Here is a 20,857-nt window from a genome sequence, read left to right as displayed (position 1 = left end):
GATGTCAGTTGAGGCCTGCCAAACCGTCGCCGATGATTCCGTACAAGGACTCGTCGCGCCCTGGATGCCAGACTCAAAAGCGGTCGTGTGACCAATCGGCTTTTATGCAGCCATAGCACTGTAGCCGCACGATGGCGTGCTATCGTGCCCGCCCGACCTGCCATCCGTTTGACCCAGCATGCTGCCGACTTCCCGTACCCTGCGTCTGTCGTTGTACACCCTGCTGATCCTCGCTGGCGCCGCCCTCGCCGCGACGCTTGCGATCCGCCACGCCGAGCGCCAGGCGCTGGAAGAAGACGCCGCGCGGGCCAATCAACAGTTGGCGCTGTACGCCAACTCGCTGCATACCCTGATCGACCGCTATCGCGCCTTGCCCGCCGTGCTCGCACTGGACCCGCAATTACGGGCGGCACTCGCCGGTCCCGTGAGCGCCGAACAGCAAACGGCGCTCAATCTGAAGCTGGAAAAAATCAACGGCGCCGCCCAATCCTCGACCCTTGAACTGCTCGACCGCACCGGCCTTGCGGTGGCGGCCAGCAACTGGCGTCTGCCCAGCAGTTACGTCGGCCACAACTATGGCTTTCGCCCCTATTTCAGTCAGACCCGCACCCAGGGCACCGGACGCTTTTACGCGGTCGGCGTGACCAGCGGCATTCCCGGTTACTTCCTGTCCAGCGCGGTGCTCGGCGACAACGGCGAGTTCCTCGGGGCGATGGTGGTCAAGCTCGAATTCCCCGAACTCGAACGCGAATGGAGCCAGGGCAGTGACACCCTGCTGGTCAGCGATGCGCGCGGGATCATCTTCATCGCCAACCAGCCCGGCTGGCGCTATCGCCTGCTGCACCCGCTGAGCCCGGCCGATTACCGCGAGATCAAGGCCACCCGCCAATACGACAAGCAATCACTGGTGCCGCTGACGCATCTGGCGCTGCGCAGCTTCGATGACAACAGTGATCTGCGCCGCGTCGAAGGCCCGCAAGGCACGGCGGATTACCTGTGGGAATCGCTGCCGCTGACCGCCGAAGGCTGGACCTTGCATCTGCTGCGCCGCCCGCAATTGTCCTTTGAAGACCAGCGTAATGCCGGGCTCGCCGCTGCCGGGGTATGGCTGGCGCTGGTGTTCCTGTTGCTGTTCCTCAACCAGCGCTGGCGTCTGGCGAAGATGCGCCAGCGCAGCCGCGAAGAGCTTGAGCAACTGGTCGAGGAACGCACCCGCGACTTGCGCACCGCCCAGGACGGTCTGGTGCAATCAGCGAAACTGGCGGCACTGGGGCAGATGTCCGCCGCGCTGGCCCACGAAATCAATCAGCCGTTGACCGCCCAGCGCATGCAACTGGCGACCCTGCGCCTGCTGCTCGATCATGGCCGGGTCGATGACGCCTGCAAGGCACTCAAACCGGTGGATGACATGCTCACGCGCATGGCCGCCCTCACCGGCCACCTGAAAACCTTTGCCCGCAAGAGCCCCAGCGGCCTGCGCGAACGGCTGGATCTGGCGACGGTGGTCGATCAGGCCCTGCAATTGCTCGATGCGCGTCTGCGCGATGAACAGGTCAGTCTGGTGCTGCACCTGACCCGCCCGGCGTGGGTGCGCGGCGATGCGATCCGCCTGGAGCAGGTGTTGATCAATCTGCTGCGCAACGCCCTCGATGCCATGCAGGGCAAGCCCTGCAAGCGTCTGGAAATCCGCCTGGAAGCCGACGAGCAACTGTGGCGCCTGAGCGTCATCGACAACGGCGGCGGCATCGCCGAAGAACATCTGGGTCAGGTGTTCGATCCGTTCTTCACCACCAAACCGGTGGGTGACGGACTGGGCCTGGGACTGGCGGTATCCTTCGCCATCGTCCATGAATCCGGCGGGCGCCTGTGCGTCGAAAATGGTGACAATGGCGCGGTGTTCAGCCTGACCTTGCCGATCGATCTGGAGGCGCACATCTGATGCTCAACTCGGTGATGGTGGTCGATGACGAAAGCAGTATTCGCAATGCCGTCGAACAATGGCTGAGCCTGTCCGGGTTCGAGGTGCAGCTGTTCAGCCGCGCCGAGGAATGCCTGGCGGTGCTGCCGAAACACTTTGCCGGGGTGATTGTCAGCGATGTGCGCATGCCCGGGCTCAGCGGTCTTGAGCTGCTGGCCGAAGTGCAGCGCCGGGATGCCGACCTGCCGGTGATTCTGCTGACCGGCCACGGCGATGTGCCGATGGCGGTCGAAGCGATGCGCGACGGCGCCTACGATTTTCTGGAAAAACCGTTCAGTCCCGAGACCCTGCTCGGCAGCCTGCGCCGGGCGCTGGACAAGCGTCGGCTGGTGCTGGAAAACCGTGCCCTGCACGAGCAGGCCGACAACCGCGCCAGACTCGATGCGACGTTGCTCGGTGTGTCCCGTGGCTTGCAGACCTTGCGCCGGCAGGTGCTTGACCTGGCGACGCTGCCGGTCAACGTGCTGATCCGTGGAGAAACCGGCAGCGGCAAGGAGCTGGTCGCCCGCTGCCTGCACGACTTCGGCCCGCGCGCCGACAAGCCGTTCGTGGCGCTGAACTGCGCGGCGATCCCCGAGCAGTTGTTCGAAGCCGAGTTATTCGGACATGAGAGCGGCGCGTTCACCGGCGCCTCGGGCAAGCGCATCGGCAAGCTGGAATACGCCGATGGCGGCACGCTGTTTCTCGACGAAATCGAAAGCATGCCGCTGGCCCAGCAGGTGAAACTGCTGCGGGTGTTGCAGGAGCAGAAGCTGGAGCGGCTGGGGTCGAACCAGAGCATTCGCGTGGACTTGCGGATTGTCGCGGCGACCAAACCCGACTTGCTGGATGAAGCGCGGGCCGGGCGTTTTCGCGAAGACCTGGCGTATCGCCTGAACGTCGCAGAGCTGCGATTGCCACCGCTGCGTGATCGTCGCGAAGACATTCCGCTGTTGTTCGAATCCTTCGCCCAGAGCGCCGCCCAGCGTTTGGGCCGGATCTTCCCACCGCTCAGTGGCGCGCAGTTGAGCCACCTGCTCAGTCACGACTGGCCGGGCAATGTTCGCGAGTTGGCGAACGTGGCCGAACGTCAGGTATTGGGGCTGGATGAACCGGTGCAGGGTATCGATCCGGGGCAGTCGCTGGCGGCGCAGCAAGAGGCGTTTGAGGCGCAGTGTTTGCGGGCTGCTTTGACCCGGCACAAGGGCGATGTGAAAGCCGTGCTTGAGGAGCTGCAACTGCCGCGTCGTACGTTTAATGAAAAGATGCAGCGGCATGGTTTGACCCGAGAGATGTTCGTACCCGACTGATCGTTTGATGATTGATCGTTCCCACGCTCCGCGTGGGAATGCCTAAATGGACGCTCTGCGTCCGCTTTGGGACGCAGAGCGTCCCCGGCTGCATTCCCACGCAGAGCGTGGGAACGATCACGCTGAATGAGCGGAAATCCGCTCATTCATTCCGGATCATCGGCAAAATCCCGCTCAACCCATCTCACCAACCCCTCTAAACCGGCCCTCCCCCCGTTGGCACAGCTCCTGCTATAGCCCTCGCAGGCTGCGTTCCAACGCGCTCCACAAAAACAATTAAATGAAGGATCCTTCAATGGATAACTCCAACGCCCTGCCTCTTGGGTCGGCTGCCGTGCCGGCCAAAGCACGAACCACCGCCAGTCGCATCAAATCGATCTTCAGCGGTTCCGTCGGCAACATGGTCGAGTGGTACGACTGGTACGTCTACGCCGCCTTCTCGCTGTACTTCGCCAAGACCTTCTTCCCCGCCGGTTCCACTACCGCCCAGTTGATGAACACCGCCGCGATTTTCGCCGTGGGCTTTCTGATGCGTCCGATCGGTGGCTGGCTAATGGGCCTGTACGCCGACAAAGTCGGCCGTAAAAAGGCGCTGATGGCCTCGGTGTACCTGATGTGCTTCGGCTCGCTGCTGATTGCCCTGAGTCCGAACTACGAGACCATCGGCATCGGCGCGCCGATCCTGCTGGTCTTCGCCCGCTTGCTGCAAGGCCTGTCGGTCGGTGGCGAGTACGGTACCTCCGCCACTTACCTGTCGGAGATGGCGACCAAGGAACGTCGCGGCTTCTTCTCCAGCTTCCAGTACGTGACCCTGATCTCCGGCCAGCTCATCGCGTTGGGCGTGTTGATCGTGCTGCAGAACATGCTGACCACCGAACAGCTGTACGCGTGGGGCTGGCGTATTCCGTTCGCCATCGGCGCGCTGTGCGCAATCGTGGCGCTGTACCTGCGTCGTGGCATGGAAGAAACCGAGTCGTTCACCAAGAAGGAAAAGTCCAAGGAAAGCGCCATGCGCACCTTGCTTCGTCATCCGAAGGAACTGCTCACCGTGGTCGGCCTGACCATGGGCGGTACGCTGGCGTTCTACACCTACACCACCTACATGCAGAAATACCTGGTGAACACCGTCGGCATGAGCATCTCCGACTCCACCACCATTTCCGCCGCCACGCTGTTCCTGTTCATGTGCCTGCAACCGATCATCGGCGGCCTGTCCGATAAAATCGGTCGTCGCCCGATCCTGATCGCCTTCGGCGTGCTCGGGACGATCTTCACCGTGCCGATCCTGATGACCCTGCACACCATCCAGACCTGGTGGGGTGCGTTCTTCCTGATCATGGCGGCGCTGATCATCGTCAGCGGCTACACCTCGATCAACGCCGTGGTAAAGGCCGAGCTGTTCCCGACCGAAATCCGTGCGCTGGGTGTCGGCCTGCCATACGCACTGACCGTGTCGATCTTCGGCGGCACCGCCGAATACATCGCGCTGTGGTTCAAGAGCATCGGCATGGAAACCGGTTACTACTGGTACGTGACCGCGTGCATCGCGGTGTCCCTGCTGGTGTACATCACCATGAAAGACACGCAGAAACATTCGCGCATCGTCACTGACTGACCGCAAAAAAACGCGCGAAGGTGCAAGACCTTCGCGCGTTTTCTTTCCTGTCCGATTTCCCGATCAGGACAACTCGGCAACGCCCTGTTTGCTGCCATAACGCTTCTGCGCATACGACGCCCCGACGATCATCACCAGCAGAATCCCCGCCAGCACCGCCGACGAACCGATGGTGCCGAAGTCCAGACCGCCCTTCTCATGGGACTTGGTCATCAAGTCACCCAGGGTTGCGCCAAACGGCCGGGTCAGCACGAACGCCACCCAGAACAGCGCCACCGGCGAAATCTTCGTGAAGTACTTGAGCAGCACGACCACGCCAATCGCCGAACCGATCAACAACGCGCCACCGGCAAAGCCCAGGCCCGAGTCGTCCGCCAGGTAATCGCCGAGCGCGGTGCCCAGGGTGTTGGAGAACAAAATCGCCATCCAGTAGAACATCTCGCCGCGAAAACTCTGCACCTTGGTGACGTTGAGCGAGTCGCCGCTCAGGCGCCATGCCGCGAAGATCGCCAGCAGGATCGCGATCAGGATCATGGAACCGGTGGCGTAACCCAGTTCCAGCGTGCGGTCCATGAAGTCCGACATGGTGGTGCCGGCGGTGCTGGTCGACAGGATCACGATCCAGTACAGCAGCGGCTTGTAGGTCTTGGACATCAGCTGCGCGATCAGCGTCAGGACAAACACGCTGATCAGAATCAGCGAGCTGATGGCATAGCCGACGTTAAGGGTCATCGACAACAAATCCCCCGCGGTTTCCCCCAGGGTCGTCGCGCAGATTTTCATGACCCAGAAGGCCAGGGTGATTTGAGGCAGTTTGTTCATCGCGGGCAACGCTCCAGTGTGTGACGGCCGGTTTTTGGCTTTATGGCCGTGGGCAGACTGGCGTTGAGCGGGTGAAAAACCGGTCGGGAATGTATGAAAAATCTGTCACACAAGCCAAAAACGGCGATTAATCACCGGTTAATGCCCCTGCCGCATCCTGCACCTACCTGATCGATGACCTGCGCGACGCTCGCTCCGACGACGGAAGCGAATTGAATGCGCCGCCCTTAATATCAATTTAATCGATTGTTTTTAGCATTATTTTGCACTTTTTAATCAACTTATTTGGCGTAGCATGAATCCCATGCGAAACACATCGCCAACGAATTTCGAATCTGGAGAACGACCATGAAAACCAAACTGATCCTCGCCCTGACCCTGTCCGTCCTGGCCGCCAACACCTTCGCCGCCGATGGCTCGGACAAAACCAAATCCGCCGACTTCATTTCCGGCGCCAGCGCTGCCATCGAAACCAGCCACACCGGCACCTACGCTGCCGACGGCTTCGACAAGACCAACGTCGGCAAAGCCGTTGCTGCTGATGGTTTCGACAAGACCGGCACTGCCAACGCTATCGCCGCCGACGGTTTCGATAAAACCGGCACCGCCAATGCCATCGCTGCCGACGGTTTCGATAAAACCGGCACCGCCAATGCCATCGCTGCCGACGGTTTCGATAAAACCGGCACTGCCGCAGCCATCAGTTGAATATCCGCACCGCCTTCACAGCCCGGCCTCGGCCGGGCTTAGTCATTTCTGGGAGATGACAATTACTTGAGTTCACACCAAACCCTGTGGGAGCTGGCTTGCCAGCGATGACATTTTTTCATTCAAAGTCATTGTCGACTGACAGGCCGCCATCGCTGGCAAGCCAGCTCCCACAAGGTTCTCACTGGGTGGAATATCGGTGTCTGGCTGGAAATATGCGTCGTGTGCTTGCACTATTGGCCACTTGATCCCGCCCTCTTCAGGACCACCCGCCATGCCCGATGACATTCATTTCTACGAACCGGCCAACGGCCACGGCCTGCCGCACGATCCGTTCAACGCCATCGTCGGCCCGCGTCCCATCGGCTGGATTTCGTCGCAGGATGCCGAGGGACGGCTGAACCTGGCGCCCTACAGTTTTTTCAACGCGTTCAACTACATTCCGCCGATCATCGGGTTCTCCAGCGTCGGTCGCAAAGACAGCCTGAACAACATCGAGCAGACCGGTGAATTCGTCTGGAACCTCGCCACCCGCCCGCTGGCCGAGCAGATGAACCAGAGCTGCGCGATGGTCGGACCGGAAGTCAACGAGTTCGAACTGGCGGGGCTGACGCCAGTGGCTTCGAACGTGATCGCCGTACCGCGCGTGGCCGAAAGCCCGGTGTCCTTCGAGTGCAAGGTCACCCAGATCATTCAGTTGCAGCGCGCCGACGGCGAGACCGTGCCGAGCTGGCTGGTGCTCGGCGAAGTGGTTGCCGTGCACATTGCCAAATGGCTGTTGAAGGACGGGATCTACGACACCGCCGCCGCCGAACCGATACTGCGGGGCGGCGGGCCGGCGGACTATTTCCAGCTGGGGCCGGAGGCGTTGTTCAAGATGTGGCGCCCGGGGGCGACGAAGTAAGCGCTTACCAGATCAGCTCGGCGTCGTCGGTGACGCCCTTGAGCTTGTCCAGTTCGTTGATCGCGGCTTCATCGGCGGCGATGGCGCCGGGAAAAACCTGATCGTTCAGCAGTTTGTGAAAGCGCGGTGCGCCGCCGTCGACCAGGGCCTTGACGGCAATCGCCGCGTGATAACCCTTGTTGCCGCCCAACTCGACGGGGACTACAGCGGAAACCGCTTCGAAGTGTTCGAACTCTTTACGTGCCATATCGCAGGTCCTGGCTCAGTCAGATAAGCCGGACATTAAACATTCAACCGGCGAGTTTGTGTATCGGCGCAGTGCATTGCCCTACGGCCTGTGCAGCCGAGACTTCCTTGAACGTGTGGAAATCCAGGCTGTTGACCACCAGGTCCTGCACCAGCTCGGCAAAGATTTCCATCGACGGGCTGCTGAAGTAAGCGGTCATCGATTGCTGGTTGCTCCAGAAACCGGAAACCAGCCACAAATCCGGATCACACTGCGAATGCTGCAAGGCGAAGCTCAGGCAACCGGGGGCGGCGCGGGACGGCTCGATCAGGGCGCTCAAGCGCATGCCGAGTTCCGCCGAGCGTCCGGCACGCGCTCGAACGAAGGCCATATGACTGACGGGAATCTGCTTGGACATGTTCAACCCTCCCAGGAAGTTGCGTGGCAGCCGGGGACGTGCTGCGACAGGATCCAAGGTTAAGGGCCGGGCACGGCTCGCCGTTAGTCGATTCCTGCCGTCGCGTTGCACAATCCTGCGAGACTGTCGTGCAGACCTGTAACAAGTCGTGAATTCCTGTCACCGTCCTGTCACACCGGTTTCGGGCAATTCTGCCGACCCGCGTCCTGCTATGGCTGGACGAGTCCACAAACCCATGCAGGATCAGGCAAGCATTTGACAGGATGTGTCTACCGCTCGCGCTTGCACAAACTTATGCTCTGCTCCCATTCCATCCCTTGCCGAGGAGGCTGTGCATGACGTCATTCGATCGTTTTCAGGCGCCGCCCGATGCCGACATGGAAAAGCAGCGCGCGGAACTGGCGGCCATCATTCGCCGCAACACGTCCGAAGATGGCAGTTATGCCACTGCCGTCGGTTCGCTGTTCATGTCACGCCACACCCAGTCCCATGACTTCGCCCCGGTGCTCGCGCAACCGGCGCTGTGCATCATGGCCCAGGGTCGCAAAGAGGTACGGCTGGCGGACGAATTCTTCAATTACGATCCGCTGAATTACCTGGTGGTGTCGGTTTCGATGCCGTTGAGCGGTCGGGTGGTGAATGTCTCGCCCGAAGAGCCGATCCTCGCCGTGCGCCTGGATATCGATCCTGCGGAAATCACCGCGCTGATCGCCGACGCCGGCCCGATGGGCGTACCGACCCGGCCGACCGGACGTGGTCTGTATGTGGAGAAGATCGACAGCGCCATGCTCGATGCGGTGCTGCGTCTGGCACGCCTGCTCGACGCGCCGAAAGACATCGCCATGCTCGCGCCGCTGATCCGTCGGGAGATTCTCTATCGTCTGCTGCGCAGTCCTCAGGGCCATCGGTTGTACGAAATCGCCATCGCCAACAGCCAGAGCCACCGCATCAGCCAGGCGATCAAATGGCTCAACGGCAACTTCGAACAGCCGCTGCGCATTGATGATCTGGCGAAGGAAGTGAACCTCAGCGTCTCGACCCTGCATCACCGTTTCAAGGCGATGACGGCGATGAGCCCGTTGCAGTATCAGAAGCAGCTGCGCCTGCAAGAGGCGCGGCGTTTGATGTTGGCTGAGGGGTTGGAGGCGTCGGCGGCCGGGTATCGGGTGGGGTATGAAAGTCCGTCGCAGTTCAGCCGCGAGTACAGCCGGTTGTTTGGCGCGCCGCCGTTGAGGGATCTGGCGCGGTTGCGCCTGACCGTCTGATCTGGATTATTGCGTCGCGGCTACTGGCCTCTTCGTCGGATCGCCGCCCGGACCAAGCCCGCTCCCACAGTGACTGGTGTCTACTACAAAGCTTGTGTACGACGAATAACCTGTGGGAGCGGGCTTGCCCGCGAAGAGGTCGGCAGAGCCAGCATCAAATCTGGATCAGGCGCCCAACACCCGACACGCCTCACTCGGCAACGTCACCGACACCGGATGCCCGATCCCCAACCCAATCCCCTGACACGGCGTACTCAGCGCCGTAAACGTCACCCCGGAACATTCCACCGTAGTCTCGATCGTCGCGCCAATATCCCGCACGAACGTCACCTTGCCCAGCAGCCGATTCCCCGCCGTGGCCTGCGGCGCCGACAGTTGCAGGTCTTCGGGGCGGATCAGCATTTTCACTTTCTGCCCGACCACGATGCTGTTGCAGATCGGCACTTGCAGGGCATCGCCGCCCGGCAGCACGACCTTGCCATCGCCAAGCGCGGTGGCCGGGAAGATATTGCCGGAGCCGATAAAGTCCGCGACGAATTCGTTGGCCGGGTGCCGGTAGATTTCAATCGGCGTACCCACCTGCTGCACCCGATGCTCGCCCAACACCACCACGATATCGGCCATGGTCATGGCCTCGCGCTGATCGTGGGTCACCATGATGGTGGTGATGTTCAGGCGTTGTTGCAGCTGACGGATTTCCACCTGCATCGACTCGCGCAACTTGGCGTCCAGCGCCGACAGCGGTTCGTCGAGCAAAAGGATTTTCGGATGCGAGGCAATCGCCCGGGCAATCGCCACCCGCTGACGCTGGCCGCCGGACAGCTTGGCCACCGGGCGATCGATCATCGGTTGCAGCTGGATCAACTCCAGCAACTCAACGACTCGCGCCTGTTGATCGGGCTTGCTCACACCGCGCAGTTTCAGCGGATAGGCGATGTTCTCGCCCACGGTCATGTGCGGAAACAGCGCCAGCGACTGGAACACCATGCCGAAGTTGCGCAGGTGCGCCGGGGTGTGGCCGATGTCCTCGCCGTCCAGGCGGATCTCGCCGCCGGTGAGGGTTTCCAGCCCGGCGATCATGCGCAGTAACGTGGTCTTGCCGCAGCCCGACGGGCCGAGGAAGCACACCAGTTTGCCCTCGGGCAAATGCAGGTTGACGTCTTTTACCGCACAGGCCGAGCCGTAGTGTTTCTCGACGTTTTCCAGAATCAGTCCAGTCATATTGCACCTCACAATCAAAAGGAAACGCCGCCCTCACCGACCAGCTTCTCCAGCGCCCAGATCAGGACGAAGTCGATCAGCACGATCAGCACGGCAAACGAGAACACGGTAGGGTCGAGCGATGACACGGTGCGGCTGTACATCCAGATCGGCACGGTCATGACATCGATGGTGTAGAGGAAATAGGTCACGGTGAATTCGTTGAACGAGACGATGAACGCCAGCAGCATCCCCGCCAGAATCCCCGACTTCATCAACGGCACCACCACGTCGACAATGGCCCGCAACGGCGAGGCGCCGAGCATCTGCGCGGCCTCTTCGACTTCGCTGCCGATGGAAAGCATGGCCGCCGTGCAGTTCTTCACCACGAACGGCAGCGCCAGAATCACGTGGGCAATCACCAGCCGCGAGGTGGTCATGTGGAACGGCAGGCTGTCGAACACCAGCAGCAAGGCCAGCCCCAGCACCACCATCGGGAACACCAGCGGCAGCGACATCAATTGCAGCGCCACGCCCTTGCCACGGAACTCGCAGCGGGTCAGCGCGTAGGCCGCCGGCACCGCGATCAGCGTGGCGAAAATCATCGTCAGGCACGACACCAGCAAACTGGTGCCCATGGCCTGGCCGAGGCTCAGCACATCGCTGGCATCCGGCGAGACGAAGGTGTGCCACGCCGCCTTGTACCACTGCAGGCTGTAGCTGCTCGGCGGGAAGTCGAGGTTCGACGCGCCGCTGAACGACATCACGATCATGGTCAGGATCGGCAACACGGCCAGGAACAAAATGATCCCGGAGAGGATGCCGGCGAACTTGCCGGTGTCGCCCGGCAACAGCGACTGACGCTTCTTGATCAGGGCACTCATTGCGAAGCCTCCAGCAGACGGCGACGGCGGCCGGTGATGTATTCGGACAAGGTCATGATGGCGAGCGTGGTGACGATCAGCACCACCCCGGCGGCGGACGCGGCGGGCCAGTTCATCAGCGGGGCGATCTGGTCATGCACCATCACCGCGAGCATCGGCACGCGCCGACCGCCGAGCAGCAACGGCACCACGAAGCTGCTGGCGTTGTAGGCGAACACCAGGGTCGCGCCGGTGATGATTCCCGGCAGACTCATCGGCAACACCACTTGGCGGAACACCTGAAAACGACTGGCGCCGAGGGTCGCGGCAGCTTCTTCGTAGCTGCGGGCGACACCGCGCATGGCGCTGGCAATCGGCAGCACAGCGAGCGGAAACGCGGTCTGCACCAGCCCCATCAGCACACCGTTCTGGTTGTACAGCAGCATGATCGGACGCTTGATCAGGCCGAGGCCCATCAGGGTCTGGTTGAGCATGCCGCCGGGGCCGAGGATCACCAGCCAGCCGTAGCTTTGCAGCAGCAGGTTGACCAGCAACGGCAACAGCACCGCCGCCAGAAAAATCCGCCGCACGAATGGCGAGGTCAGGCGCGACATGGTGTACGCCACCGGGATCGCCAGGACCACCGCGATCACCGCGCTGATCAGCGCCAGGCGCAAGGTCAGCAGCAGCGATTTGAGGTAGTAGGGTTCGAGTAGCTGGGCGTAACTGGCCAGGCTGAAACCGGACCACTCCGCACCCTTGGTGCCGACGCTCATGCGCAGCACCAGCAGGCTGGCGGCAATCAGCACGCCGAGAAACAGCATCGACGGCGTGAGGAAAAACCACGCCCGCGCCGTCGGCGAAACACCGCGCGCCGGGCACGCGTCACCCGCGCCGACCGGTTGGGTCAGGGATTGATGTTCCATAGCAATGATCTCGTCAATGGAAAAACAACTGACAGACACAGATCTCCAAACCACCGCGAGCCTTGTGGGAGCTGGCTTGCCAGCGATGACGGCCTACCTGTCGACCATCATGTCACTGACAAATTGCTATCGCTGGCAAGCCAGCTCCCACAGGTACTTCGGCGTTTGAAGAACCTGCGTCCATCACTCGATCAGGAAGAAAAGATTTCCGTGTAGCGACGAATCCACTGGTCATGCACGGTCGCCAGGAAGGCGTTGTCGTGCATGATCGCCTTCTCCGCGATCTGCTCCGGCGTGAGGATGAACGGGCTCTTGCGTGCTTCGGCGGAGATGATCGCCTTGGCGTTGACCGGGCCGTTGAAGATGTCTTCGGCCATCTTGCCCTGCACCAGCGGGTCGAGGGAGTGGTCGATGAAGGCGTAGGCCAGGTCGGTGTCGCCCGGACGGTTCTTCGGCATCACCGAGAGCATCAGGTCGGTGTAGAAACCTTCCTTCATGCCGAACGTGGCACCGAGGCCATAGTTCGGGTCGCGGATCTGCTTGGGGAAAAACGCCGGGGCGTAGAGGCCGCCCATGTCCAGGGAACCGGTGCGGAACAGCTCGGCAATCTGGTTGGGGTTTTCGCCCAGGGTCACCACGCGGTCTTTCAGCTCCGCGAGTTTCTTGAAGCCCGGCTCGATGTTGTGCTCGTCACCACCGGCCAGTTTGGCGGCGATGATGATCAGGTCCATCGCTTCGGTCCAGTTCGGCGGCGGCAGGAAAATGTTCGGTGCCAGATCGGCGTCCCACAGTGCCGCGTAACTGTCCGGCGCGGTGCTCTGGGTGCGAGTGCTGTAGACCAGACTGTTGCACCACAACAGGTAACCGATGCCGTGACCGTTGGCCCCGGTGCGGTATTTTTCCGGTACGTCCACCAGGTTGGGAATGCGGTTGAGATCGGGTTTTTCCAACAGTCCGGCAGCAGCCAGACCTTCGGCGCCGACGCCAGCCAGGGTGATGATGTCGTACTGCGGACGATCACCGCCGGCCTTGAGTTTGGCGACCATTTCCGAGGTGCTGCCAGTGCGGTCGGCAATCACTTTGGCGCCGGTCTTGGCTTCGAACGTTGCCGCGATGTTGCGCAGTGCAGCGAGGCCGGTGTCATCGGACCAGGTCAGCAGGCGCAGGGTCTTGCCGGCAAAGCGGGTGTCGCTGGCACTGGCCCGGATGAAGGGCATGCTCATGGCCGCCGCAGCCACCGAGGCCACGCCGACGGTTTTGATGAATTGACGCCTGTTCAGATCGTGCTCGCCCATTTAGGACTCCCATTTTTTTTGTAAGTATGAGACTGATCGCAACCCTTGCATCTGCCTGACCGATATGGCTCAAGCGCCCGGTTTCAAAGGGCTTGAGCGTGGTCTGCGGGTTCATCCTGAGGTCGTGCAAAACACCTGACTATCGATAAAAACTCATTGAAGCCATGACGTCGGCGCATGCCTCGTTGCGAGGCATGCGCTGACCTTTTTCGGGCATTCAGAGCGCGCGGATCACGTGCTTGGTTTCCTGAAATGCCGCCAGACCCCACGGGCCCAATTCGCGGCCGATGCTGCTCTGTTTGTAGCCGCCCCACGCCGTCTGCGGGAAGATCACCTGCGGCGCGTTGAGCCACACCAGCCCCGCCTGCAAGGCGTTGGCGACCCGATCCGCGGTCTCGGCATTGCGCGTGACGACGCTGGCGACCAGGCCGAACTGACTGTCGTTAGCGAGCGCAATTGCCTCGGCTTCCGAAGCAAAACTGCGTACGCAGATCACCGGGCCGAAGATCTCTTCACACCACAGCGCACTGTCGAGGGGCACTTCGGTGAAGATCGTCGGCTGCAAGAAATATCCGCGCGGCAGATCGGCGGGACGATTGCCGCCACAAATCAGCTTGGCACCGGCACTCAGACCACGGTCGATGTGACCGAGCACACGCTGGTACTGCGCCTGATTGACCAGCGCGCCCATCTCGACCTCAGGATCGAACGGATCGGCGACACGGATTTTTTCCGCGCGGGCCTTCAGACGAATCAGGAATTCATCGGCAATTTCATCGGCCACCAGCACTCGGCTGGTGGCCGAACACATCTGCCCGGCGTTGAAGAAACCGCCACCGCAGGCCAGTTCCACCGCCAGATCAAGGTCGGCATCTTCCAGAATCAGCAGCGAGGATTTGCCGCCCAGTTCCAGGCTCACGCCCTTCACGGTTTCAGCGGCGCGCTGCATCACCTGCACACCCACGGCGTTACTGCCGGTGAAGGAAATCTTGGCGATGCGCGGGTCCGCCGACAGCGGCGCGCCGACTGCCAGACCGGTGCCGCACACCAGGTTGAACACGCCTTTTGGCAGACCGGATTCGGCGATGATGGTCGCCAGTTCCAGCTCCGGCAGCGGTGTGACTTCCGACGGTTTGAGCACCACGCAGCAACCGGCGGCGAGAGCAGGCGCGAGCTTCCACACGGTGGTGACCATCGGGAAATTCCACGGCACGATAAGCCCGACAACACCGCACGGTTCGCGGCGCAGACGTGCGCTGAAATCGTCGCTGGGCAGCGGCACGTTGCTGTCCTGTTTCGCATCGAGGCCTTCGGCGAGTTCGGCGTAGTACTCGAACGTGGCGATCACGTCGTCGACATCGATGCCCGCCTCGAACTGCGGTTTGCCGTTGTTGCTCGACTGCAACTTCATCAGATGTTCGCGGCCGTTGCGCACGCCATTGGCGATATTGCGCAGTATCGCGGCGCGCTCGGCACCGGTGGTTTTCGACCAGTCTTTGAAAGCTTCGGTCGCTGCCGTCACCGCTTGGTTGACGGCGCTTTCGTCACCGCCGTTGACCGTGGTCAGCAGCGCTTCGGTGGCCGGGTTGATCACGCGCAGGTGTTCGCGCCCGGCGGACCATTGGCCGTTGATGTACAGGCCGTCGAGTGTGGTCGGGAAATTCATCATTGGGCCACCGCCTTCATCCATTGGGTCTGGTCGATCTCGATCAGGGTCGGGCCCTGACGATCGGTGGCGGCGCGCAGTGCACCGCGCAGATGTTCAGCGGAGCTGATCGCTTCCGCCGCGCAACCCAGGGCCTTGGCCACGCCGATGAAGTCCGGGGTGTAAATGTCGACGCCCACTGGCTCGATGGCACGGTTGACCATGTATTTCTTGATCTCTTCGTAACCCTGGTTATTCCACAGCAGGATGATCACCGGGGTGCGCGCTTCCACGGCGCTGGCCAGTTCCGGCAGGGTGAATTGCAGACCACCGTCGCCGATCAGGCACACCACCGGCGGACGCGCGCCGTGTTCGAGGTTACCGCCGAGCCATGCGCCAATCGCCGCCGGCAAGGCGTAACCGAGGGTGCCGTAACCGGTGGACGAGTTGAACCAGCGGCGCGGACGCTCCGGATTGAACGTCAGGTTGCCGGTGTACACCGGTTGCGTGGAGTCGCCGACGAACACCGCGTTCGGCAATTCGTGCAGCACGGTTTCGAGGAAACGGGTCTGGGCCAGGGTCGGGGCATCCCAGGTCGCGGCCAGGTCTTCACGCAGACGGGCGGCGCGTACCTGGCCCCAATCGTTGCGGCGCTCGGCCAGCGGTTTGTGCGACAGCGCGCTGAGCAACGCTTGTGCGGCATTGCGCGAGTCGGCCACCAGCGCCACGTGAGGCGGGTAGTTGCGCACGGTCTGGTCGGGATCGATGTCCACACGCAGCAGCTTGCCGGGGATTTCGAAACCGCCGGCGAAGGTCACGTCGTAGTCGGTTTCCGCCAGCTCGGTGCCGATCGCCAGGATCACGTCGGCATCGGCCACCAGGGCGCGGGTCGCCACCAGGCTCTGGGTCGAACCGATCAACAGCGGATGGCTGGACGGCAGCATGCCTTTGGCGTTGATGGTCAGAGCCATTGGTGCATCAAGCAGCTCAGCCAGTTCGGTGAGTTCGGCAGCGGCATCGATGGCACCGCCACCGGCGAGGATCAGCGGACGCCGGGCGCCGGCCAGCAGTTCAGTCATGCGGCTCACGGCGGCCGGCGCAGCTCCGGCGCGGTCGATGTTGACCGGCACGCTGGTCAGCAGTTCGTCGGCTTCTTCGACCAGCACGTCCAGCGGAATCTCGATGTGCACCGGACGCGGACGCCCGGCCTGGAACAGCGCAAACGCACGGGCCAGCACACCCGGCAATTCGGACGCCGACATCAGGGTGTGGGAGAACGCCGCCACGCCACCGACCAGTGCGCTCTGGTTCGGCAGTTCATGCAGCTTGCCGCGACCGCCGCCCAATTGGCTGCGCGACTGCACGCTGGAGATCACCAGCATCGGGATCGAATCGGCGTACGCCTGGCCCATGGCGGTGGTGATGTTGGTCATGCCCGGGCCGGTGATGATGAAGCACACACCCGGTTTGCCGCTGGTACGGGCGTAGCCGTCGGCCATGAAGCCGGCACCCTGCTCGTGGCGCGGCGTGACGTGGTTGATGCTCGAACGGGCCAGCCCGCGATACAGCTCCACGGTATGCACCCCGGGAATGCCGAACACCTGCTCGACCCCATAATCTTCGAGTAACTTGACCAGTACTTCGCCACACGTCGCCATGTCTTTGCCCTTCTTGTTCATTGAGGCACCGGGCTTTAAAGGAACCGGTGATTGGCCTCATTGAAACGGGCGACCCGTAGCCGCAACAATCGATAAAAGCTCATACTAGCCATGTCCTCACGTCATACCTTGGATCCACATGAAACGACTGCCTCCCCTGCCCGCCCTGCACACGTTTCTGATCACCGCGCAGTGCTGCAACTTCACCCGGGCCGCCGAGCAGTTGCACATCACCCAGGGTGCGGTGAGCCGGCAGATCGCGGGGCTTGAGGAACATCTGGGTTATGAGCTGTTCATTCGCCTGGCCCGGGGCCTGGAGCTGACGGCCGAAGGTCGCGAATGGCTGCCACGGGTACAGCAGGTGTTCAGCCTGATCGGCGACTCGGTGGAGCAGATCGGCGCCAAACGCGAAACCCTGCAACTCAAGGCGCCGAGCTGCGTGATGCGCTGGTTGTTGCCACGCCTGCTGCAATGGCAGCGCGAGCGCCCGGACGTGCCGGTGAAACTCACGGCGTCGTTGCAACACGGGGTGGATTTTCATCGCGAGCAGTTCGACGCGGCTGTGATCTACGGCAGCGCGCCCCACGATTCGCCTGCGACCCTGCATCTGTTCGATGAACAACTGACGCCGGTCTGCTCGCCGACGCTGCTCAACGGCGGGCCGGCCCTGCATACACCGGAAGATCTGCAACAGCATCTGCTGCTGCACCCGACTCACACGGATGACGACTGGACGCTCTGGCTCAAAGCCGCCGAACTGCACTTGAGCAATATCGCCAGCGGTCAGCATTTCGAGACCCTGGATCAGGCGATGTCGATGGCGTCCCACGGGACGGGGGTGGCGATCGGCGACTGGTCACTGATCGGCGACGACTTGAACGCCGGGCGACTGGTGATGCCGTTCGATCTGAAGGTGAAGACGGGATTGGGCTACTACATCGTGGCGCCGGCATCGGAGCCTTCGGCGAAGTTGCAGGAATTGATGGGGTGGTTGGTGGAGCAGGCTCATACGCGGTGAGCCCGGCCTCACTTGATGATCGTTCCCACGCACCCCTTCTTTGATCGTTCCCACGCTCCGCGTGGGAATGCAGCCCGGGACGCTCCGCGTCCCATGCCGAAGCGGACGCGGAGCGTCCAGTGAGGCATTCCCACGCAGAGCGTGGGAACGATCAATACGGTCAGTAACCGACGGTAAACCGCTGACGCGAATGCTTCGGCGTTTCCACTTCGTCGATCAGCGCAATCGCATAGTCGGCAAACGTAATCGAGCTCTGGCCTTCAGCACTCACCAGCAAGTCATCCTTGCCGACGCGGAACTTGCCGGTGCGCTCGCCTTCGAAGAACAGCGCCGACGGCGACAGGAACGTCCAGTCCAGCTCCTTCTCCTGACGCAAGGCCTCGAGAAACGCCGCGCCAGCGCTGGCCTCTGCCTTGTACTCGGCCGGGAAGCCAGCGCTGTCGATCACGCGGGTGCCGTCCGGGAGCAACAGCGAGCCGGCACCGCCGACCACCAGCAGACGTTTCACCCCGGCCTGTTTCACCGGACCGATCAGCGCGCTGGCAGGCACCGTGGCGAAATGCGCAGCGCTGATGACCACATCGTGACCGGCGACGGCGTCTTGCAGCGCGGCTGCATTCAGCACGTCGACATTCTTGTTGACCACACCGGCGCGGGCGCCGATCTTCGAGGTATCCCGGGCGATGGCGGTGACGCTGTGGCCGCGACGCAGGGCTTCTTCCAGCAATTGGCTGCCGGCACGGCCGGTGGCACCAATGATTGCGATCTTGCTCATGACATTCTCCAGTTGGCTTGAGAGTGCTGCGTTTTTCAGAATCGGGTTACCACTTCATCTCGCCCTTGGCGACTTTGGCGCTCAGCTCCAGCGAGCTTTCTTCGCCCAGTGTCGGGTAGCGTTTTTTCATCGCGGTGATCAGCGCGGCAGAGTCCTTGGCCTTGGCCGTTTCGGCATCGAATGCCTTGATGTAGTCGGCAGTGAATTTCACCGCTGCCAGCGAACGGGCGCTGTCACCCAGGTAGTGACCCGGCACCACGGTTTTCGGTTTCAGGGTTTCGATCGAGTGCAGGGTTTGCAGCCAGTCGGCGTGGGATTGCGCGGTCTGGGTGTCGGCCATCCACACGTGAATGTTCTCGGCGACAACCACACCACCCACCACAGCCTTCAACGACGGGATCCACACGAAGCTACGATCCGGTTGTTTGCCGTCCAGACCGACCACCTGCAATTTCTGCCCTTCGAGCATCAGGCTGTCGCCCTTGAGTACGCCCGGCACGATGGTTTTGGCCGGCACGTCGGCGCCCATTTTCGGACCCCAGAAAGCGAGTTTGCCGTCGACGGTTTGCTTGATGTGATCAACGGTCGGTTGCGAGGCCAGTACCTTGGCATTCGGGAAGGCCTTGGTCAGGGTGTCGAGACCGAAGTAGTAATCCGGATCACCGTGGCTGATGTAGATGGTGGTCAGTTGCTTGCCGCTGGCGCGGATCTTTTCCACCACTTGCTCGGCCTGGGACTTGCCGAACTGGGCGTCGACCAGAATCGCGTCCTTCTCACCGCTGACCAGCACCGAGGTCACCGGGAAGATAGCGTTGGTGCCTGGGTTGTAGACGTCGAGGCTCAGATTCGCAGCCGCTGCGTGGGCAGCAAAGCCGAGGGTGGCGGTGGCCAGTAAAACGCGCTTGAGGGTGGTGAAGCCGATCATGGGTTGCTCCGCTGTTCGAATGCCGTGCTTGGCGATGGGGACAGAGCTTAGTTGCCAGACTCGTTACAAAAAATGCGATGCTTGAACATAGTTTGTTTCTGAAAGCGGGCAAATCATGGATCGTCTCCAAGCAATGCGGGTATTCGTCACGGTAGTGGATCTGGGCAGCCAGTCGGCGGCGGCCGATCACCTGGACCTGTCACGGCCGGTGGTGTCGCGCTATCTGGCGGAACTGGAAGACTGGGTCGGCGCGCGCCTGATGCACCGCACCACGCGCAAGTTGAGCCTGACCGCCGCCGGCAACGAAATCCTGCCGCGCTGCCGGCAGATGCTGGAGCTGTCCGGCGACATGCAGGCCGCCGTCAGCGAACCCGCCGATGCCCCGCGAGGTTTGCTGCGGATCAGCGTCAGCACCTCGTTCGGCCAAGCGCAACTGGCCGATGCCATGGCGGCGTTCGTCAAAGCGTATCCGGGGGTGAACATCGATCTGCAAATGCTTGATCGCACCGTGAACCTGGTGGACGAGCGCATCGACCTGGCGATCCGCACCAGCAACGACCTCGACCCCAACCTGATCGCCCGGCATCTGACGGTCTGCCGCTCGGTGGTCTGCGCCGCACCCGCCTATCTGCAGGCACATCCACAGCCGCAGCGCGTAGAAGATCTGAGCCGGCACAACTGCCTGACCCATTCCTATTTCGGCAAGAGCCTGTGGCATTTCGAGGAGGATGGCGAACCGGTCTCGGTGCCGGTGCAGGGCAATATCAGCGCCAACGAAGCCAGCACCCTGCTGCGCGCGACCCTGGCCGGCGCCGGGGTGGCGATGCTGCCGACCTATCTGGCCGGGGCACATATTCACAGCGGCGAACTGGTTCGTCTGCTGCCCCACGCCGAACCCCGGCAGATGAACATCTACGCCGTGTACGCCTCGCGCAAGCACATGCCGGCGGCGTTGCGCTGCATGCTGGACTTTCTGGTGCAGCGTTTTCCCGAAAACCCGCAATGGGATCAGCTTTAAGCTGCAAGCGGAGAGCCTGCGTCAATCTTGAAGCTTCAATCTTGAAGCTCGAAGCTTGCAGCTGCTCCCCTCTGGCCTATGCTGAAAGTAGTACCCAAGGGTATTCGTTCAGAGGTCAACGCCATGAACACCAGAACAAGAAGATACCTCGCGATTTTCATCACCTGCGCGGCCACGCTGGCGCTGTACGGCACCGCGGCGTGGCGCGTGGAGCAGTTGCGGCAACTGCCCCGTGAGTACGCGAGCTGCAACTTCGAGCGCTGCATCCCTCACAACGCCACCCTCAACGCCCTGCGGTAACACAGGACG

Annotated in this window: 20 protein-coding genes; 9 read left to right on the top strand and 11 right to left on the bottom strand. The window is 62.0% G+C overall.

Annotated features, from left to right (window positions below; all coding sequences use genetic code 11):
- The first annotated feature begins 178 nt into the window (after positions 1-178).
- The 3 genes from CAF77_RS14135 to CAF77_RS14125 all read left to right on the top strand — a co-directional run bounded on the left by CAF77_RS14135 (position 179) and on the right by CAF77_RS14125 (position 4,882).
- Positions 179-1,939 (top strand): ATP-binding protein, encoded by a 1,761-nt coding sequence (locus tag CAF77_RS14135; protein WP_064383787.1) that lies wholly within the window; start codon positions 179-181, stop codon positions 1,937-1,939.
- Positions 1,939-3,267, top strand: a complete 1,329-nt coding sequence (locus CAF77_RS14130) for a sigma-54 dependent transcriptional regulator (RefSeq protein ID WP_085654809.1) — start codon at positions 1,939-1,941, stop codon at positions 3,265-3,267. Before CAF77_RS14135 ends, CAF77_RS14130 begins: the two co-directional genes overlap by 1 nt.
- 295 nt (positions 3,268-3,562) lie before the next feature.
- A complete protein-coding gene (locus tag CAF77_RS14125; RefSeq protein ID WP_064383789.1) occupies positions 3,563-4,882 on the top strand; it encodes an MFS transporter in 1,320 nt (439 codons plus the stop codon).
- Between the two features lie 63 nt (positions 4,883-4,945).
- Here CAF77_RS14125 and CAF77_RS14120 read toward each other — a convergent pair whose 3' ends face one another.
- The gene (locus CAF77_RS14120; RefSeq protein WP_064383790.1) at positions 4,946-5,704 is read right to left on the bottom strand and encodes a hypothetical protein; all 759 of its coding nucleotides are present in this window, start codon (positions 5,702-5,704) and stop codon (positions 4,946-4,948) included.
- 348 nt (positions 5,705-6,052) lie between these two features.
- Here CAF77_RS14120 and CAF77_RS14115 point away from each other — a divergent pair, with 348 nt between their 5' ends.
- Positions 6,053-6,412: a hypothetical protein gene (locus tag CAF77_RS14115; protein WP_064383791.1), complete on the top strand. Its 360-nt coding sequence runs from the start codon at positions 6,053-6,055 to the stop codon at positions 6,410-6,412.
- 274 nt (positions 6,413-6,686) lie between these two features.
- Entirely contained in the window at positions 6,687-7,316 is a 630-nt protein-coding gene (locus CAF77_RS14105; protein WP_064383793.1) for a flavin reductase family protein, read from the top strand.
- A gap of 4 nt (positions 7,317-7,320) precedes the next feature.
- Here the strand turns inward: CAF77_RS14105 and CAF77_RS14100 are convergent, their stop codons facing one another.
- Both CAF77_RS14100 and CAF77_RS14095 read right to left on the bottom strand, forming a co-directional pair.
- A complete protein-coding gene (locus CAF77_RS14100) occupies positions 7,321-7,563 on the bottom strand; it encodes a hypothetical protein (RefSeq protein WP_007960172.1) in 243 nt (80 codons plus the stop codon).
- Positions 7,564-7,606: 43 nt separating this feature from the next.
- Complete coding sequence (locus CAF77_RS14095) at positions 7,607-7,960, bottom strand: putative quinol monooxygenase (RefSeq protein WP_011335690.1); 354 nt, start codon at positions 7,958-7,960, stop codon at positions 7,607-7,609.
- A gap of 335 nt (positions 7,961-8,295) precedes the next feature.
- On the opposite strand from CAF77_RS14095, the gene CAF77_RS14090 reads away from it, so the two are divergent.
- On the top strand, positions 8,296-9,225 hold the full coding sequence (locus CAF77_RS14090; RefSeq protein ID WP_064383794.1) for an AraC family transcriptional regulator: 930 nt from the start codon (positions 8,296-8,298) through the stop codon (positions 9,223-9,225).
- 165 nt (positions 9,226-9,390) lie between these two features.
- Here the strand turns inward: CAF77_RS14090 and CAF77_RS14085 are convergent, their stop codons facing one another.
- The 6 genes from CAF77_RS14085 to CAF77_RS14060 form a co-directional block, all read right to left on the bottom strand.
- Positions 9,391-10,446, bottom strand: a complete 1,056-nt coding sequence (locus CAF77_RS14085) for an ABC transporter ATP-binding protein (protein ID WP_064383795.1) — start codon at positions 10,444-10,446, stop codon at positions 9,391-9,393.
- A gap of 14 nt (positions 10,447-10,460) precedes the next feature.
- On the bottom strand, positions 10,461-11,309 hold the full coding sequence (locus CAF77_RS14080) for an ABC transporter permease (RefSeq protein ID WP_007960165.1): 849 nt from the start codon (positions 11,307-11,309) through the stop codon (positions 10,461-10,463).
- On the bottom strand, positions 11,306-12,214 hold the full coding sequence (locus tag CAF77_RS14075; protein WP_064383796.1) for an ABC transporter permease: 909 nt from the start codon (positions 12,212-12,214) through the stop codon (positions 11,306-11,308). Before CAF77_RS14075 ends, CAF77_RS14080 begins: the two co-directional genes overlap by 4 nt.
- Positions 12,215-12,405: 191 nt before the next feature.
- Complete coding sequence (locus tag CAF77_RS14070; protein WP_064383797.1) at positions 12,406-13,509, bottom strand: extracellular solute-binding protein; 1,104 nt, start codon at positions 13,507-13,509, stop codon at positions 12,406-12,408.
- 217 nt (positions 13,510-13,726) lie between these two features.
- Positions 13,727-15,175 carry an aldehyde dehydrogenase family protein gene (locus CAF77_RS14065; protein WP_170928957.1) on the bottom strand — a complete coding sequence of 483 codons (1,449 nt, stop codon included), beginning with the start codon at positions 15,173-15,175 and terminating at the stop codon, positions 13,727-13,729.
- The gene (locus CAF77_RS14060; RefSeq protein WP_064384161.1) at positions 15,175-16,812 is read right to left on the bottom strand and encodes a 5-guanidino-2-oxopentanoate decarboxylase; all 1,638 of its coding nucleotides are present in this window, start codon (positions 16,810-16,812) and stop codon (positions 15,175-15,177) included. The genes CAF77_RS14065 and CAF77_RS14060 overlap by 1 nt, the downstream gene beginning before the upstream one ends.
- Before the next feature lie 139 nt (positions 16,813-16,951).
- Between CAF77_RS14060 and CAF77_RS14055 the strand changes: the two genes are divergently transcribed.
- Positions 16,952-17,830 (top strand): LysR substrate-binding domain-containing protein, encoded by an 879-nt coding sequence (locus tag CAF77_RS14055; protein WP_064383799.1) that lies wholly within the window; start codon positions 16,952-16,954, stop codon positions 17,828-17,830.
- A gap of 160 nt (positions 17,831-17,990) precedes the next feature.
- On the opposite strand, the gene CAF77_RS14050 is transcribed toward CAF77_RS14055, so the two are convergent.
- Entirely contained in the window at positions 17,991-18,605 is a 615-nt protein-coding gene (locus CAF77_RS14050) for an NAD(P)-dependent oxidoreductase (protein WP_064383800.1), read from the bottom strand.
- Positions 18,606-18,651: 46 nt separating this feature from the next.
- A complete protein-coding gene (locus tag CAF77_RS14045; RefSeq protein WP_064383801.1) occupies positions 18,652-19,530 on the bottom strand; it encodes an MBL fold metallo-hydrolase in 879 nt (292 codons plus the stop codon).
- Positions 19,531-19,645: 115 nt separating this feature from the next.
- Between CAF77_RS14045 and CAF77_RS14040 the strand changes: the two genes are divergently transcribed.
- A complete protein-coding gene (locus tag CAF77_RS14040; RefSeq protein ID WP_218190060.1) occupies positions 19,646-20,548 on the top strand; it encodes a LysR family transcriptional regulator in 903 nt (300 codons plus the stop codon).
- 123 nt (positions 20,549-20,671) lie between these two features.
- Positions 20,672-20,848: a hypothetical protein gene (locus tag CAF77_RS29355; protein WP_007953274.1), complete on the top strand. Its 177-nt coding sequence runs from the start codon at positions 20,672-20,674 to the stop codon at positions 20,846-20,848.
- The last annotated feature ends 9 nt before the right edge of the window (positions 20,849-20,857 follow it).

The sequence above is a fragment of the Pseudomonas sp. R15(2017) genome (genome assembly GCF_002112685.1).
GTDB lineage: Bacteria > Pseudomonadota > Gammaproteobacteria > Pseudomonadales > Pseudomonadaceae > Aquipseudomonas > Aquipseudomonas glycinae.
This window is presented reverse-complemented; position numbering and strand designations above follow the sequence as displayed.

Coding starts and splice junctions, on each gene's coding strand:
- CAF77_RS14135 (WP_064383787.1), top strand. CDS start 179: ATGCTGCCGACTTCCCGTACCCTGCGTCTGTCGTTGTACACCCTGCTG.
- CAF77_RS14130 (WP_085654809.1), top strand. CDS start 1,939: ATGCTCAACTCGGTGATGGTGGTCGATGACGAAAGCAGTATTCGCAAT.
- CAF77_RS14125 (WP_064383789.1), top strand. CDS start 3,563: ATGGATAACTCCAACGCCCTGCCTCTTGGGTCGGCTGCCGTGCCGGCC.
- CAF77_RS14120 (WP_064383790.1), bottom strand. CDS start 5,704: ATGAACAAACTGCCTCAAATCACCCTGGCCTTCTGGGTCATGAAAATC.
- CAF77_RS14115 (WP_064383791.1), top strand. CDS start 6,053: ATGAAAACCAAACTGATCCTCGCCCTGACCCTGTCCGTCCTGGCCGCC.
- CAF77_RS14105 (WP_064383793.1), top strand. CDS start 6,687: ATGCCCGATGACATTCATTTCTACGAACCGGCCAACGGCCACGGCCTG.
- CAF77_RS14100 (WP_007960172.1), bottom strand. CDS start 7,563: ATGGCACGTAAAGAGTTCGAACACTTCGAAGCGGTTTCCGCTGTAGTC.
- CAF77_RS14095 (WP_011335690.1), bottom strand. CDS start 7,960: ATGTCCAAGCAGATTCCCGTCAGTCATATGGCCTTCGTTCGAGCGCGT.
- CAF77_RS14090 (WP_064383794.1), top strand. CDS start 8,296: ATGACGTCATTCGATCGTTTTCAGGCGCCGCCCGATGCCGACATGGAA.
- CAF77_RS14085 (WP_064383795.1), bottom strand. CDS start 10,446: ATGACTGGACTGATTCTGGAAAACGTCGAGAAACACTACGGCTCGGCC.
- CAF77_RS14080 (WP_007960165.1), bottom strand. CDS start 11,309: ATGAGTGCCCTGATCAAGAAGCGTCAGTCGCTGTTGCCGGGCGACACC.
- CAF77_RS14075 (WP_064383796.1), bottom strand. CDS start 12,214: ATGGAACATCAATCCCTGACCCAACCGGTCGGCGCGGGTGACGCGTGC.
- CAF77_RS14070 (WP_064383797.1), bottom strand. CDS start 13,509: ATGGGCGAGCACGATCTGAACAGGCGTCAATTCATCAAAACCGTCGGC.
- CAF77_RS14065 (WP_170928957.1), bottom strand. CDS start 15,175: ATGAATTTCCCGACCACACTCGACGGCCTGTACATCAACGGCCAATGG.
- CAF77_RS14060 (WP_064384161.1), bottom strand. CDS start 16,812: ATGGCGACGTGTGGCGAAGTACTGGTCAAGTTACTCGAAGATTATGGG.
- CAF77_RS14055 (WP_064383799.1), top strand. CDS start 16,952: ATGAAACGACTGCCTCCCCTGCCCGCCCTGCACACGTTTCTGATCACC.
- CAF77_RS14050 (WP_064383800.1), bottom strand. CDS start 18,605: ATGAGCAAGATCGCAATCATTGGTGCCACCGGCCGTGCCGGCAGCCAA.
- CAF77_RS14045 (WP_064383801.1), bottom strand. CDS start 19,530: ATGATCGGCTTCACCACCCTCAAGCGCGTTTTACTGGCCACCGCCACC.
- CAF77_RS14040 (WP_218190060.1), top strand. CDS start 19,646: ATGGATCGTCTCCAAGCAATGCGGGTATTCGTCACGGTAGTGGATCTG.
- CAF77_RS29355 (WP_007953274.1), top strand. CDS start 20,672: ATGAACACCAGAACAAGAAGATACCTCGCGATTTTCATCACCTGCGCG.